17 protein-coding genes are annotated in these 15780 nt (G+C 54.3%); all 17 read right to left on the bottom strand.

The window, feature by feature from the left end; translation table 11 throughout:
- Window positions 1-12: 12 nt before the first annotated feature.
- The 17 genes from EL386_RS04435 to EL386_RS04355 all read right to left on the bottom strand — a co-directional run bounded on the left by EL386_RS04435 (window position 13) and on the right by EL386_RS04355 (window position 15619).
- Window positions 13-753: a flagellar motor protein gene (locus EL386_RS04435; protein ID WP_126453821.1), complete on the bottom strand. Its 741-nt coding sequence runs from the start codon at window positions 751-753 to the stop codon at window positions 13-15.
- A 7-nt stretch (window positions 754-760) separates the two neighbouring features.
- Complete coding sequence (locus EL386_RS04430) at window positions 761-1807, bottom strand: protein-glutamate methylesterase/protein-glutamine glutaminase (protein ID WP_126453819.1); 1047 nt, start codon at window positions 1805-1807, stop codon at window positions 761-763.
- A gap of 12 nt (window positions 1808-1819) precedes the next feature.
- Complete coding sequence (locus EL386_RS04425) at window positions 1820-3832, bottom strand: chemotaxis protein CheA (RefSeq protein ID WP_126453816.1); 2013 nt, start codon at window positions 3830-3832, stop codon at window positions 1820-1822.
- A 21-nt stretch (window positions 3833-3853) separates the two neighbouring features.
- Entirely contained in the window at window positions 3854-4609 is a 756-nt protein-coding gene (locus tag EL386_RS04420; RefSeq protein WP_126453814.1) for a protein phosphatase CheZ, read from the bottom strand.
- A 16-nt stretch (window positions 4610-4625) separates the two neighbouring features.
- Complete coding sequence (gene cheY, locus EL386_RS04415) at window positions 4626-5000, bottom strand: chemotaxis response regulator CheY (RefSeq protein WP_476756007.1); 375 nt, start codon at window positions 4998-5000, stop codon at window positions 4626-4628.
- 114 nt (window positions 5001-5114) lie between these two features.
- Complete coding sequence (locus EL386_RS04410; RefSeq protein ID WP_126453810.1) at window positions 5115-5846, bottom strand: RNA polymerase sigma factor FliA; 732 nt, start codon at window positions 5844-5846, stop codon at window positions 5115-5117.
- Entirely contained in the window at window positions 5843-6736 is an 894-nt protein-coding gene (locus EL386_RS04405; protein ID WP_476756005.1) for a MinD/ParA family protein, read from the bottom strand. The genes EL386_RS04410 and EL386_RS04405 overlap by 4 nt, the downstream gene beginning before the upstream one ends.
- Window positions 6723-8006: a flagellar biosynthesis GTPase FlhF gene (gene flhF, locus EL386_RS04400; RefSeq protein ID WP_126453806.1), complete on the bottom strand. Its 1284-nt coding sequence runs from the start codon at window positions 8004-8006 to the stop codon at window positions 6723-6725. The genes EL386_RS04405 and flhF overlap by 14 nt, the downstream gene beginning before the upstream one ends.
- A gap of 60 nt (window positions 8007-8066) precedes the next feature.
- Complete coding sequence (gene flhA, locus EL386_RS04395) at window positions 8067-10172, bottom strand: flagellar biosynthesis protein FlhA (protein WP_126453805.1); 2106 nt, start codon at window positions 10170-10172, stop codon at window positions 8067-8069.
- A gap of 34 nt (window positions 10173-10206) precedes the next feature.
- Window positions 10207-11337, bottom strand: coding sequence for a flagellar biosynthesis protein FlhB (flhB, locus tag EL386_RS04390; RefSeq protein WP_126453803.1), 1131 nt, complete (start codon window positions 11335-11337; stop codon window positions 10207-10209).
- A 1-nt stretch (window position 11338) separates the two neighbouring features.
- Window positions 11339-12115: a flagellar biosynthetic protein FliR gene (gene fliR, locus EL386_RS04385; RefSeq protein ID WP_126453801.1), complete on the bottom strand. Its 777-nt coding sequence runs from the start codon at window positions 12113-12115 to the stop codon at window positions 11339-11341.
- Window positions 12116-12145: 30 nt separating this feature from the next.
- Window positions 12146-12415, bottom strand: coding sequence for a flagellar biosynthesis protein FliQ (gene fliQ / locus EL386_RS04380; protein WP_126453799.1), 270 nt, complete (start codon window positions 12413-12415; stop codon window positions 12146-12148).
- A gap of 9 nt (window positions 12416-12424) precedes the next feature.
- Window positions 12425-13171: a flagellar type III secretion system pore protein FliP gene (gene fliP / locus EL386_RS04375; RefSeq protein ID WP_420856722.1), complete on the bottom strand. Its 747-nt coding sequence runs from the start codon at window positions 13169-13171 to the stop codon at window positions 12425-12427.
- 8 nt (window positions 13172-13179) lie between these two features.
- A complete protein-coding gene (fliO, locus tag EL386_RS04370) occupies window positions 13180-13635 on the bottom strand; it encodes a flagellar biosynthetic protein FliO (protein ID WP_126453795.1) in 456 nt (151 codons plus the stop codon).
- Between the two features lie 7 nt (window positions 13636-13642).
- Window positions 13643-14065, bottom strand: a complete 423-nt coding sequence (gene fliN / locus EL386_RS04365) for a flagellar motor switch protein FliN (protein ID WP_126453793.1) — start codon at window positions 14063-14065, stop codon at window positions 13643-13645.
- On the bottom strand, window positions 14058-15083 hold the full coding sequence (fliM, locus tag EL386_RS04360) for a flagellar motor switch protein FliM (RefSeq protein ID WP_126453791.1): 1026 nt from the start codon (window positions 15081-15083) through the stop codon (window positions 14058-14060). Before fliM ends, fliN begins: the two co-directional genes overlap by 8 nt.
- Window positions 15084-15085: 2 nt before the next feature.
- On the bottom strand, window positions 15086-15619 hold the full coding sequence (locus EL386_RS04355; protein WP_126453789.1) for a flagellar basal body-associated FliL family protein: 534 nt from the start codon (window positions 15617-15619) through the stop codon (window positions 15086-15088).
- Window positions 15620-15780 lie beyond the last annotated feature (161 nt).

The raw sequence follows: 15780 nt of genomic DNA, 5'->3' as shown, positions 1-15780 counted from the left end.
TCATCCTGTCACTTAGTGCAGGTAACCTTGCAGCTTGGTCTCAATATTACGCGGGTTCTCACCTTCGGCAATCGAGATCACCCCTTCCAGGATCATTTCACGATACTGAGTCTGCTGATGAATGATGGCCTTGAGCTTTGCGGCCATGGGCAGAAAAAACAGGTTCGCCATGCCAACGCCATAAATTGTCGCGACGAAGGCCACCGCGATCCCCGGACCCAATGCGCTCGGGTCGGCCAGGTTGTTCATGACATGGATCAGGCCCATGACCGCACCGATGATGCCGATAGTCGGCGAATAACCGCCCATGCCTTCGTATACCTTCGCGGCCTGGGTGTCATGGTGCTCTTTGACATCAATCTCCACTTCCATGATCTTACGGATCACCTCCGGCTCACTACCGTCCACCAGCAATTGCAGACCCTTGCTGGAGAAGGTATCGCTTTCCGACTCGGCGATGGATTCAAGACCCAGCAGGCCTTCCTTACGTGCCGTATTACTCCAGTCGACAATGCGCTCAATCGCCTCGGCACTACCGACCTTGGGTGGTAAAAACACCCATATGGTCATACGCATGGCGCGCGTAAACACCGGCATTTGTATTTGTAAGAGAATCGCGCCCAGCGTACCGCCCATGACGATCACAAAGGCCGTGAGTTGCACCAGAGATCGGGTATGTCCGCCCTCAAGGATATTTCCGCCAATAATGGCACCGAGAGCAACTATCACGCCGATGAGACTGAGAATATCCATTTAGGCCCTACACCGCCTGAGCCAGGCTTGTACCAATCTCGTTCAGGGGCAATACGTAATCAGATAAACCGGCCTCAGCCACGGCGGCAGGCATGCCATAGACTACACAACTGGCCTCATCCTGCGACCATAACTTCGAGCCGCCCTGTTTCAATTCCCGCGCACCCTCACGGCCATCGGCGCCCATGCCGGTGAGAATGATAGACAGTACCTTGCCTGGAAAGACCTTGGCCGCCGAACTGAAACTCAGGTCAACGCTCGGTTTGTAAGTCTGGCTGGCCTCGGCCTCCTTGATCCGCACCACAACCGCCCCGCCGCGGGACTCCAGTAGCATTTGCATGCCGCCCGGCGCCAGCAGGGCCAGGCCCGGTTTGAGCTGATCGCCGTCAGCGGCCTCTTTGACCTGGATCTGGCAGAGGCCATCAAGACGTTGTGCAAAGGCCGGCGTAAAGCTGCCCGGCATGTGTTGGATCAGGATGATCGGTTTAGGGAAATTCCCCGGCAATTTTGTCAGCACGTCCTGCAGGGCTACAGGCCCACCTGTCGAGGTCCCTATCGCCACCAGGTCATAATTGCCGCGCTGCGGACGACGCGCCGGGGCCGCTGCCGCTTTGATCGGTGTTGCTGCTGCAGCCGTCGCCGCTGGTTTGGCCAGTCCCTTGGCGCCGATAAGACGCACTCGCGCGCAAAGTATACGTCGGGCCTCATCGCGGTCATTGGATATGTCTTCAAACTTTTTCGGCAGAAAATCCGCGGCTCCGGCATCCAGGGCATCAAGTGTCGCCTTGGCCCCATCGGTAGTCAGCGAGGAAAACATCAGGATCGGGATGGGCATTTTTTGCATAATGCGTCGCACCGCCGTGATGCCATCCATGACCGGCATCTCGATATCCATGGTAATCACGTCCGGCTTTAAGGCTTCGGCTTGCTTGACTGCCTCGGCACCATCGGCAGCCGTTCCAATCACCTCAATACGGGGATCAGATGACAACATTTCCGTGACTCGACGCCGGAAAAAACTCGAGTCATCCACAACCAGAACGCGTACAGCCATAAAATTCAGCCCTTAATATTTTCGTGCATAGGCTTTTAACAGGCCCGGCACATCGAGGATCAGTGCGATATTGCCATCACCGGTAATGGTTGCACCGGCCAGCCCATCCGTACCCTGGATCATCTTGCCCAGCGGTTTAATCACTACTTCTTCCTGACCCAGTAGTTCATCGACAACAAAACCAACACGCTGGGTACCGACACCGACGATCACAACATGGCCATTAGTCTTGCGATCGGCCCGACTACGTCCTTCAACCAGCCACTCACTCAGATAATAAAGTGGTAACGGCTTGTCGCGGACGACCACAACCTGCTGGCCATCGACGATATTGGTCTTGCTCAGGTCCAGGTCAAAGATCTCGCAGACATTCACCAGCGGCAAGGCAAAGGCCTGTTCGCCCAGTACTACCATCAGTGTTGGCATGATCGCCAGGGTCAACGGTACCTTGATAACCAGGCTGCTACCCTCACCCAGCTTGGAGTCGATCTCCACCGAGCCGTTTAGCTGCACAATACGCGTCTTCACCACGTCCATGCCCACACCACGGCCAGAGATATCCGAGATTTGTTCCTTGGTCGAAAAGCCGGGGGCGAAGATCAGGTTGTAACATTCATGATCTGACAGACGCCCGGCGGCATCGGTATCCATGAGCCCCTTGGACACGGCAATGCCGCGCAGCTTATCCGGGTCCATACCGCCGCCGTCATCGGCAATGGTCAATTCAATATGATCACCTTCCTGAGAGGCCTTTAATAACACGGTGCCGGCACGTGACTTGCCCGCAGTCTCACGCGCATCCGGCATTTCAATACCGTGGTCAACCGCGTTACGTACCAGATGCACGAGGGGATCGGCCAGGGCCTCAACCAGGTTCTTGTCGAGGTCTGTGTCTTCGCCTTCCATTTCAAGGACGATCTCTTTATTAAGCGCGCGTGCCAGGTCACGTACCACACGCGGGAAGCGACCAAATACCTTTTTGATAGGCTGCATACGGGTCTTCATTACCGCATTTTGCAGGTCTGCCGTCACCACATCGAGGTTTGCGACGGCAGAAGAGACATGTTCATTCTCTACTGTACTCTGTAGTGTCGACAAACGATTACGCACCAGCACGAGTTCTCCCACCAGATTCATGATGTCATCGAGGCGCTTGGTGTCGACACGTACCGTGGTTTCGCCTTGCGGTGCTGCGGCCTCGCGCGCGGCAGCCGGCTTGGCGGCCGGTTTTTCTGCCACCGCCTCAGGTGGCGGGGCCTTCTCTGCAGGTTTGGCCGCTGCTGGCTCGGCGGCAGCCACTTCCGGGGCATCCGGCTTGGCACCGGGGGCAGCCTTTTGTCCATGCAATTCGTCGAGCAAGGCCTCAAACTCATCGTCGCTAATCATGTCACCCGTGGGCTTCGGTGCCTCGACCTTGGCCTCTGGTGCATCTGGTACAGCACTAAACTGGCCCTTGCCATGCAGTTCGTCGAGCAAGGCCTCAAATTCATCATCGCTGATCTCGTCTGAGCTAGTGGCCGCTGGGGTATCGGCAACGGCAGCCGGTTTATCCTGGGCCGCTTCCAGTATGGCCTCAAATTCATCATCGGCGGCATCGGCTGACACGGCAACCGGTTCCGCTGCTGCCGGGGCGCTATCGCCCTGCAGCAGGGCATCAAGGGCCTGTAGTTGCGCCGGGTCGGCATCCGGGGGATATTCGCCCGCCTTGAGCCGATCAAACATATCATTAAGGCTGTCCAGAACCGGCAGGATGATGTCCATGAGTTGTGCATCGACACTGCGCTCACCATTACGCAAGGCATTGAAGACATCCTCGGCACGGTGACAGAGTTGCACCAGCGGCTCCAGACTCAGGAAACTGGCGCCGCCCTTAATTGTATGGAAACCACGAAATACAGCATTCAGCAGATCGGAATCACCGCTGCTCTGCTCAAGATCGACTAGCTGACCACCGAGCTGCTCCAGGATCTCACCTGCCTCAACAAGAAAATCCTGTAAAATTTCGTCATCGGCATCAAAAGACATTCTGACACTCCCTAATAAATCTTAAAAACCAAGACTGGAAAGCAGGTCATCGACTTCATCCTGCCCGGATACCGCCCCTTCGCTGACAAGTCCCGGCACCTGAGGACCATCGAGACTGTCGCGACCACTCTTGGATTGTTCTATAGCCTCACCGTCAGCAAGCAGAGCGCCACTTTCTTTAATCAGTTTGACGAGACTGTTTTCCAGATCAGATACCAGCGTGATGACCCGGCTGATGATCTGCCCGGTAATATCCTGAAAGTCCTGCGCCATCAGTATTTCAGTCAATGCTGACTTTAGCTGTGCTGAACCTTCGTGCTGTTTCTCGAGTACATCATCAATTTCCTTGCACATCTCACGAAACTCATCAGGTTCCATCTCCCGACGCATAAAACGTTGCCAGCGATCATGGACATCCTTGCTGCGCGCCTCCAGCTGGTCACAAAGCGGAATCGATTCTTCTACCGCATTCAATGTCTTATTGGCCGATTGCTCAGTCATCGTAATAACATATTGCAAGCGCTCGCGAGCATCGGGAATGTCCTTACCGGCCAGTTCAGTTAGCTCTGCATCAAGGCGAAAACCGTTCAGGGCCTCGTGTAACTCGCGGGTGAGTTTACCGATTTCCTGAAACATGTTCTTATCACGCTCACGTGCCAATTCCTCAATAATCCGGTCCGCCGCCTGGGTATTTCCCGCTTCGACTTCACTAAGTAGAGACTGCACCTTGCTCAGATAAAATTCGCTCAGTTCTTTTTGTTCGTTCTGTTCTTCCATCACTAATCTCCGCTCACTAGCCGTCGACACGCTCAAAGATCTTGTTCAACTTTTCGCGTAGTACCTCTGCTGTGAACGGTTTGACGATATAACCATTAACACCAGCCTGTGCCGCCTCAACAATCTGCTCACGCTTTTGCTCGGCGGTAACCATTAATACCGGCAAGGAAGACAGCTTGGCATCAGCACGCACGGCCTTGAGTAACTCAATACCGGTCATGCCCGGCATATTCCAATCGGTCACCAGAAAATCGAAGTTTCCGGACTGCAGCATGGGCAACGCAGTCTGACCATCATCGGCCTCGCTGGTGTTATTAAAACCGAGATCCCGCAACAGGTTCTTGATGATGCGACGCATGGTCGAAAAATCATCCACAACCAGGATCTTCATATTCTTATCCAAAGCAACCTCCCGTCTTAGTCGCCCAATTATACAAAATACACATAATTAGTATGGGCAAAAAGGCCCGATATATCTATACTGTCGGCAGCTGACCGAAATGGTTTAGCCGTCTGTGACCCAATCGGTCATTCTGGCCCGCAGGCGCAGAATGGCCTGGCTGTGGATCTGGCTGATACGCGACTCAGTGACGCCCAGAACCTCGCCAATTTCACGTAAATTCAGCTCTTCATCGTAGTATAGGGCCATCACCAGACGCTCACGCTCCGGCAAGCCGGCAATGGATTCTGCCAGTGCCTGACGAAAGTCACCCTTTTGTACGCCCTCAAACGGCTCGGCATGTTCGCCAACCAGGCTATTGATGATGGCCTCGCCCTGGCCGGACACCTCATCGAAGCTGGTCAGGCGCTGGGCGCTGGCATCCTGCAACATCTGGTTGTATTCCCCGATGCTGAGCCCCAGTTCCTCGGCGACCTCAATGTCACGGGCATCACGACCCTCACGATTCTCAACCTTGCGAACCGCCTCGGAGATCGTACGGGCCTTCTTGTAGACCGAGCGTGGTGCCCAGTCATTTTTGCGCACCTCATCAAGAATGGAACCACGGATACGAATGCCGGCATAGGTTTCAAAACTGGCACCTTGGCTGGCATCGTAATTACGCGAGGCCTCCAGCAGACCCATCATCCCGGCCTGGGTCAGATCATCCGCTGAGACGCTGGCAGGCAATCGTCCCATCATGTGGTAAACGATGCGCTTGACCAGCGGCGCATGCTCGATAATCAATTGCTCAGATGAAAGTCCCTGGTTATCTGTATACATTGCAAGTCCGTTCATGACACATTCTCCACAAGCCATTGATCAGATTTATTCTGAATCAGCCGTTCGACAAAAAACTCCAGATGCCCACGTGCCGATCCCGGCATGGGCCATTTATCGATTACCTGCGCCAGTTTCTTGAAGGCCAGTGCCGAACGGCTACGCGGATAAGCATCACACACCGCGCGCTGACGCTGAATCGCCTTACGCAAGTAATCGTCATAAGGGACCGTGCCTATGAAATCGAGGGTGACATCAAGAAATTTGTCGGTCACCTTGAGCATCTTGGCAAACAAATCATGTCCCTGTTGTACGCTATGCACCATGTTAACCAGCACATGGAACTTATCGATGCCATGTTCCTGGTTTAATACCTTTATTAATGCATAGGCGTCGGTAATGGAGGCGGGTTCATCACAAACCACAACCAGTACTTCCTGGGCGGCACGGGTCAGACTGATGACACTGTCTGAGATCCCGGCTGCGGTATCGATAATCAACACCTCAACATCGTTATTCAGTTCACTGAAGGCACGCACCAGGCCAACATGTTCTCCTGGCTTAAGCTCGGCCATGCGTTTGATACCGGAGGCGGCAGGGACAATCTGTAAACCAGCCGGGCCTTCGACAATGACTTCTTCGAGTGTCCGTTCACCGCTGATCACATGCGACAAATTGTATACAGGGTGTACACCAAGCATGACATCCACATTACCCAGGCCCAAGTCAGCATCCAGCAACATGACCTGCTTGCCCATCGCCGCCATCGACATGCCCAGATTGGCAGAGACATTGGTTTTACCCACCCCACCCTTGCCACTGGCAACAGCGATCACCCGCACAGGCTTCGCTTGCGTCATGCGGCGCATACCCGCAGCCTGATCAATACGTGCCTCAGCCATGTACATGGGTGCCCTGTCCTTCCGCGGCCATGGCCAGCAGGTCCTGTTCGAGCATACGTTCTTCGTCCTGTTTGAGTTCCATCGCCTGTTTTACCAGATTATGCGCACGGGCCAGTCGCAGGTCTTCCGGCACACGCTGGCCATCGGCGACGTAGGCCACCGGCAAATTATGTTTATAAATCACGGACAATACCGGACCCAGGCTACTGGCCTCATCGGTCTTGGTGATGATGCAACCCTCCGGCTCTGCCGCGGCAAACACCTTCACCGCCTCGTCCAGGGCCGTGAACTGTGTTGTCGCCGACAGCACCAGGAAACTGCGCACCATCGGCGAACCCTCATGGATAACGGCAATCTGTTCTGAGAGCCGAATATCGCGCTGACTCATACCGGCGGTATCGATCAGCACCAGGCGTTTGTCTTGCAGGCTGGCCAGGGTTTCATGCAGTTCATGGCCATCGTTGGCAATGCGTACCGGCACATTGAGGATACGACCATAGATACGCAGTTGTTCATGTGCACCAATACGGTAACTGTCGGTCGTTACCAGGGCCACGTTGTGACTGCCATGGCGTAAGGCATAACGGGCGGCGAGTTTGGCAATGCTGGTGGTCTTGCCGACACCGGTCGGTCCGAGCAGGGCAATCACCCCGCCCTCATCAAGAATATCGCTATCACTGATCGGCAGGCGCTGGGCCAGACGACCCAGGCTTTCACGCCACATATAATCGTAATCGTCACCCTCATCCTGCTCGGCGGCCAGTTCATGACAAAGTGCCGGGTCCAGGCCAATATTGAGAAGTTCGCGCAACAGGCGGGTATGTTGTGGTCGACTGCGGGCCTGCTCGCCCCAGGCCAGGCCGGTCAAACGGTTCTCCATCATGCCACGCAGGCTCTGCATTTCACGACGCATCTCTACCAGGGTTGGCTCCTGGGACCATTCGATCTTCACGGCCGGCCTCTGCGCCGATTCGGCGGCGGGGCTTGCCACCACCTCAAGGGTGGGTTTGCCATCTGGCTGACGGGTTGATTGGCTGGCCGTGGCCTTCGCAAGTACCGGCTCAGGCTCTGGATGGGAAGAACGAGATGAATGACCCTGACTGCCCTGCATACCCAGGCCATCGAAGAGGGCCTCGTCATAGTCAATCGCGGCAACGATCTCAATACCACCACTAACCTCGGTATTGGAGAGGATCACGGCATCCGCTCCCAGTTCTTCACGCACCTTGCGGATCGCCCCGCTAATGTCTTTGGCAAAGAATCGTTTTATTTTCATTCTGTCTTGCTCCTGACCCCTGCCGCCTGAGGCCTGAGTCAAATGTTATCGCTCTGGGATCTATTCACGCCCGACGCTGGCCACAATACGTATCTGCTTGGTATCCGGGATCTCACTGAATGCCAGTACGTGTAACTCCGGAATCGCATAGCGCACAAAACGCGCCATCAGTAACCGCAATGCCGGAGAGACCACCAGTACAGGGTTTTTCCCTGCTGTCTCCTGCTGCCGCGCCGAATCCTGCAAGGATTTGAGCAAGCGGTCGGCGAGCCCGGGTTCAAGCCCGGCACCGCTATCGTTGACTGACAGTAGTGACTCTTGCAACATCTGTTCCAAAGTTGGATCCAGTGTGATAACAGCCAACTCATCTGCCATGCCATTGATATATTGGACAATTGATCGACCGAGGGCGACGCGCACCTGGGCGGTCAGGGTGGCAGCATCTTGACTCTGGGCCCCTGCTACCGCCAAAGTCTCGACGATCGTCCGCATGTCGCGGATCGGCACCCGCTCCTCGAGCAGGTTCTGCAGGACCTTCTGTACCACCCCGATAGGCAGGGTCTCCGGGGCAAAACCCTCAACCAGTTTCGGTGCCACCTTGCCAAGATTATCGAGTAATTGCTGCACATCCTCACGGCCCAGCAATTCATGCGCATGGCTGTGCAGGATCTGGCTCAGGTGGGTGGCTATCACGGTACTGGCATCGACCACGGTATAGCCCATTGTCTGGGCCTCATCGCGTAGTGCCGGGTTGATCCACAGGGCATCGAGGCCGAAGGCCGGGTCCTTGGTGATGATACCGTCGATGACACCGAAGACCTGACCCGGGTTAATGGCCATTTCCCGTTCCGGATAGATCTCGGCCTCACCGACGGGCACGCCCATAAGCGAGATCGAATAATGACCGGGTTCAAGGTCGAGCTTGTCGCGAATATGCACCGAGGGGATCAGGAAGCCCAGCTCCTGGGTCAGCTTCTTGCGCACGCCCTTGATGCGGGTGAGTAACTGTCCACCCTGCTTTTTATCAACCAGCGGGATCAGTTTGTAACCTACGTCCAGACCAATAATGTCAACCGGCACCACATCTTCCCAGCTCAGTTCCTTGTTCTCACTCAGCTGCTCAGGACTCGGTTGCGTCTGTGCCTCAACGGCGGCCTCAGCGGCCTCACGGTGCGAGGCATTTTGTTTGCGTTGCAGGATCATCCAGCCAGCGCCACCACTTAGTCCGGCCAAGGTCAGGAAGGCCAGGTTTGGCATGCCCGGAATCAGGCCGATGATACCGATGATACCCGCGGTCACAAACAGGGCACGTGGGTTACCGAACAGCTCAGTGAGGATATTCTGCCCCATGTTCTGTTCGGAGGTGGTTCGCGTAACAGTGATCGCCGCTGCCGTCGACAGGACCAGCGAAGGGATCTGGGCAACCAGGCCATCACCAATGGTCAGTAAGGTGTAATACTCGATGGCGGTAGAGAACGGCAGGTTATGTTGCACCATACCGATGGACAGACCACCGATAATGTTAATAAACAGGATCAGGATCCCGGCGATCGCATCACCGCGCACAAACTTACTGGCACCATCCATGGAACCATAGAAGTCTGCCTCATGGGCAATATCACTACGGCGTTTACGCGCCTCATCCTGGTCGATAAGCCCGGCGTTCAGGTCCGCGTCAATCGCCATTTGCTTGCCCGGCATGGCATCGAGGGTGAAACGCGCACTCACTTCCGAAATACGACCCGCGCCCTTAGTGACGACGACAAAATTAATAATAACGAGGATCGCAAACACCACCAGACCGACGGTATAGTTGCCACCCACGACAAAATCACCGAAGGCATAGATCACCTCACCGGCGGCATCCGATCCGGTGTGTCCCTCCAGCAACACTACACGCGTCGAGGCCACGTTCAGACCCAGGCGTAACAAGGTGGCAATCAACAATATCGTCGGGAAGGCCGTGAAGTCGACCGGCCGCTTGGTATAGATACCGGCCAGCAATACCACCAGTGCCAGGGCAATATTGAAGGTGAATAAGATGTCGAGCAGAAACGGCGGCAGCGGCACGACCATCATCGCCAGCATGACCAGTACCATGAACAGTGCGCCCAAACCGCTTTGGCTGGCACTGCGTAGCCCATTAAGAATTGTTACCTGTTCCATTATCGCGTATCTCTCTTAAATACCAGGCATGACATCAGTCATGTTGCAGGTCATCCGGGATCGGTACATCCGGCAGCTCGATCGTCTCACTCGGTTTATAACCACTGCGTTCACGCAGTTGGTAGATATAGGCCAGCACCTGTGCCACGGCCAGATACAGACCCGCCGGGATCTCTTCATTCAGCTCGGTGCTATAGAACAAGGCGCGGGTCAGTGGCGGTGCCGTGGCCACTGCCACATTGTTATCGCGTGCGACATTACGAATTTCGGCTGCAACCAGGTCTACGCCCTTGGCGACCACACGTGGCGCGACCATTGAATTCTGATCATATTTAAGCGCTACCGCATAGTGACTCGGGTTGGTCACGACCACATCGGCCTTCGGCACTTCCTGCATCATGCGGCGTTCGGCCATACGTTGCTGCAGGTTACGAACTTGTTGTTTGACCTCCGGATGCCCCTCGGTTTCCTTATGTTCATCCTTTACTTCCTGCAGGGTCATCATGAGCTGACGCTTGTGGTCCCATAACTGGAACGGCACATCAACCAGGGTCACCAGGATCAGGGCACTGCTGATCGCCAGAAAGGACCAGAACAACAAGTCACCGACCCGTGACAGGGCATCCTCGATACCCATGTTGCCGAGTTGCAGGAAATCACCAATATGCGTCCACAGGTAGGTCACCGTGACGGCACCAATAATCAGAAACTTGGCCAGGGCCTTGAGCAGTTCGACCAGCCCGCGCCAGGCAAACACACGGCCAAGACCCTTGATCGGGTCAAGTTTGTCCCACTTGAAGGCCAGGGCCTGAACGCTGAAGGAAAAGCCACCCAGGGCCATCGGCGCCAGAAAGGCCGAGGCCACCAGCAATACAAACAAGGGGCTAAGGGTCAGCAAGGCGTCGATACCGCGGGCCTCCAACAGCCTTAACATTGCCGTGGTATCAAATACCTGACTGCGCTCCAGCATCAGACCCCGGGTCATGACGTCGCTAATGCCCTGCATGAGACTGTCGCCGAGCAACAACATCGCCGCGGCCCCCGTCAGCAAAACCGCGGTGGTGTTGAGTTCACGGGAACGGGCGATCTGCCCTTTTTGCCGTGAGTCATTGAGGCGTTTTGGTGTTGGTTGTTCTGTCCGTTCCTGACCACCCTGCTCAGCCATGCTAGCGCCCCCCTACCAGGCTGCGCATGAGCACAAAGGCACCATCGAGCAGGGTCTCAAACTGCGGAATAATACTCGGCAAGGATATAAGGATCACGACAAAACCGAGTGTCATGATGACCGGGAAACCGATGGCGAAAATATTTAACTGCGGCGAGGCACGGGTCATTACACCAAAACCGACATTCACCACCAGCATCGAAGCCACTGCCGGCAAGGCGATGAGTACCGCACCCGAAAACATATAGGCAGTCCATTTCAGTAACAGCCACAAGCTGTCCAGGCTAATGCCCGTCATCCCGACAGGTAAGGAATAAAAGCTGTCAGCGATCACCTCTATCATGACCAGGTGACCATTGATGGCAAAGAACACCAGGCTGACAAAAATGGAATACAGTTGACTGACTGTCGGTACAATCACACCGGTTGCGGGGTCATTCAGGGAGGCAAAACCCAGGCCCATGGTCAGGGCAACCACCTGACCACCGAGAACAAATGCCGCAAACACCAGTTGCAGGGCGAAACCCATTGCCATACCTATCAACACCTGCTGTAGCACAACGATAAAACCTGCCATGCTGAACATTTCAATAGCAGGGGGGGGAGGTATCACCGGGGTAATGACGATGGTCAGGGCCAGCGCAAACAATAATTTCGCGCGCATTGGCAACATCCGTGTACCGAGCAAAGGAGCGGCTGTAACCATCGCAGCAATACGAAACAGCGGCCATAAATAGCCAGATACCAGTGCCAGTATTTCAGTGCTCGTGAAGTTCATACGCGTTCAACGATGCCCCGGATGAGTTGATTAACCTATGACGTAGGGAATGTTTTCAATCAAGCGCTTGGTGAAGTCCATCAACAAGCGCAACATCCATGGTCCGGCCAGGGCCAGGGTTAACAAGGTGACCAACAGCTTCGGAATAAAACTCAAGGTCATTTCATTAATTTGTGTCGCCGCCTGGAACATACTCACCAGCAAACCAATACCCAGCGCCGGTAACAACACCACCGAAACCATAATAACGATGACTTGCAGGGTGTTTTGCATGATCTGTAATACGTCTTGCGGTGACATGGCGATAACCTATATGTAAAAACTCGAGGCCAGTGTTCCCAACACCAGCGACCAGCCATCTACCAGCACGAACAACATAATCTTGAACGGCAAGGAAATAATCAAAGGTGATAGCATCATCATCCCCATCGCCATGAGGACACTGGCAACAACCAGGTCTATGACCAGAAAGGGAATGAATAGCAAAAACCCGATCTGGAAGGCCGTTTTAAGTTCACTGGTAACAAAGGCCGGGATCAGAACGGAGAACGGCACATCATCCGGAGACTCCAGGTTTTCGATACCGGCAATACCTGCAAACAAATCGATGTCGGCCTCGCGGGTCTGTCTCATCATGAAGTCGGCAATCGGTTTCCGCGCCAGCTCCAGCGCCGCGACGGCGCCGATTTTTTCGTTGAGGTAAGGCTGCACGGCATCACTGTTTACCGTGTTGATAACCGGCGACATAATAAAAATAGTCATAAACAGGCTCAGGCCAATAATAATCTGGTTGGTTGGGGTTTGTGCCGTACCCAGTGCGGTACGCAAAATCGACAAGACGATGACGACACGGGTAAAGGCCGTCATCATCATTAACGCTGCCGGCAATAAGGTCAGCACCGTCATCAACATGAGCACCTGAATGCTCAGCGTATACTTTTGCCCGCCATCGGCATTTGTTGTCACGCTTAGTGCCGTCAGGCCCTGCTCGGCGAGTGCCGGCATGCTGCCTGCCATACCCAACAGGAACAACAACGGCAGACAAGTTTTTATCATTAAGGCCTTCATGCTTCGCGCTTCCGCCCCAGTGCCTCCGCCAGGCGATCGGCAAAACCAATCTCGGTATTGGCCTTGGCCGTGTCGACAACAGGCTTATTCAGCACATGCAGGGTCTGCACACGTCCCGGGCTGACACCTATCAGGATTTGCTCTTCACCGACCTGCATCAATACCACGCGCTCCCTGGCACCCATCGAAAGCCCACCGAGTATCTTCAAGGCACCGTTGCCCGAAACGGAAAAGCCACCCACGCGTTTTAATAACCAGGCAACCGCAAGGATCAGGCATAACACCAGCAACAGACCCAGGGCGACCTGCGCCAGGGTGCCGCCGGATACCGGCTCGACATTGACACGCCCTACGGTCTTATCTGCCTGCGCCAGGGTCTCCGCGGCCTGTGCACTGACTGAGGCCATGGGTAACAGGTACAGACAACTAATGATTGATTGACGCACAGACATGGGCGGGTTACTTGAGCTTTTTCAGACGTTCAGCGGCACTGACTACATCGGTTAGACGAATACCGAACTTGTCGTTCACCACCACTACTTCGCCATGCGCAATCAGGGTGCCATTGACCATGACATCCATGGGTTCACCCGCGAGACGATCCAGCTCTACCACTGAACCCTGATTCAATTGCAACAGGTTCCTGATATTGATCGTAGTACGACCGATTTCCATAGCAATTGTCACGGGTATATCGAGGATGACATCGATATTGGCATCTTCGTTTGTCACTGCCTCGGCGTCATCTTCCAGCTGCGGCATGGGCGCTGCCTGCGCATCACTATCAGTCACTGCCGCTGCATCGCCTGACTCTTCCATCGCGGCCGCCCAGTCATCAGCGACATCAGCAGATTGTTCATTTTCATCAGTTGTGTCATTCATTTGCCATATCCTTCTTAGGAATCAATTCGACAAGTTGTTTGTTATCAGGCCTTTCAATCGGCGAGAAGACCTTAATCGCTTTATTGCCATGCGACTCACCGTAAATACCACGTAGTATCGGGATGCCACCTGAACGCAGAATGACCGTTTCCGGCATCTCAATAGGAATAATGTCGCCTGCCTTCATATCCAGGATTTCCTGGACACTGAGTTCAGTTTCAGTCAGCCGACAATCGACTTCGACTTTGGCGCTTTTAATTTCATCACGCAGGGCGGAAATCCAGCGCATATCGGTATCGGACCGATCACTTTGCACACCGGCATCGAGCAATTCACGAATGGGCTCAAGCATGGAGTAAGGCATAGTAATGTGCAGATCGCCGCCGCCGCCATCCAGTTCGATCGTGAACTTGGTCAATACCACGACTTCTGTCGGGCTGACGATGTTTGCAAACTGCGGGTTAACTTCCGAGCTCTGGTATTCAAACGCGATATCAAATATCGGACGCCAGGCCGCTTCGAGATTCTTGAAAATATCAGCAAGCACAATTTGCACAATGCGCAGCTCGGTCGGGGTGAATTCACGCCCCTCAATCTTGGCATGACGCCCCGCCCCACCAAAAAAGTTATCTACCAGGATAAACACCAGCTTCGGGTCGAGGACAAACAAGGAAGTACCGCGTAATGGCGACATCTTCACCAGATTCAGGCTGGTCGGCACAAACAGGCTATGTATGTATTCAGCAAATTTCATCATCTGCACGCCACCAACTGAAATCTCGGCAGAACGGCGTAACAGATTGAACAGGCTGGCACGGAATAATCTTGCAAAACGTTCGTTAATCATTTCCAGGGTCGGTAAACGACCACGGACAATCCGGTCTTCTACTGCGAAGTTATAGGAGCGCATTGAGCCGTCATCGGCCGACACATCACCACCGGTTTCAACATCACCACCCGATACGCCATGCAACAGCGCATCGATCTCTTCCTGTGAAAGTAAGTCGTTGACGGACATGATTATTGAATCACGAAGCTGGTGAAAAAGACCTCTTCGACAGCCGACTTGGCACCCTGTTTTTCCAGTGCGCCCTGGATCTCCTTGAGAGTTTGCGCACGCAGGGCCTCTTTGCCTTCACGCGTAGTCAGGGTCTTGAAAGACTGACTGCTAAATAACAACACCAGATTGTTACGCAGTACCGGGTCGTGCTGCTGGATGCTGGTAATAACGCCTTCATCCTTGGTCATTACACTCAGGCCAATCTGCAAAAATCGGACAACACCCTTGTCTTCAAAATTCACGACGAAGGGGGGCTCGAAGGCGTGGTAGATTAGTTTGCCAGCCTGCTCAGGTTGCTTGACCTCAGCTTCGGCCTTTTCCTCACCCTGCTCCTCTGCGGAGCCGAAGGCACCGGTAAAATACAAGGTCACCCCGATCGAAGTACCCATCAGGATGAGTACGACCAGTGCAATAATAATAATTTTGACCTTGCTTGATTTGCCCTTAACGGCAGCCTCGGCATCAAGCTCCAAATCTTCTTCTTCGATCGCCATAAAAGTGACTCCTGGTTCTTCTCGTCACTGATGTAGCAAGAGCCATGCCACTGGCAGGATTATAGGCAATACGCCCTGTCCCTGGCCGAAAAAGACTGCGGAAATTACATTAATATTTTGATAAACAGCAGGTTAGAGAGATGTCGGCGTACTCACAAAGT

Origin of the sequence: Sulfuriflexus mobilis, from assembly GCF_003967195.1 — a bacterium.
Classification (GTDB): Bacteria; Pseudomonadota; Gammaproteobacteria; order AKS1; family AKS1; genus Sulfuriflexus; species Sulfuriflexus mobilis.
The sequence above is the reverse complement of the archived record's forward strand: the minus strand, read 5'-3'. Positions and strand labels throughout refer to the sequence as shown.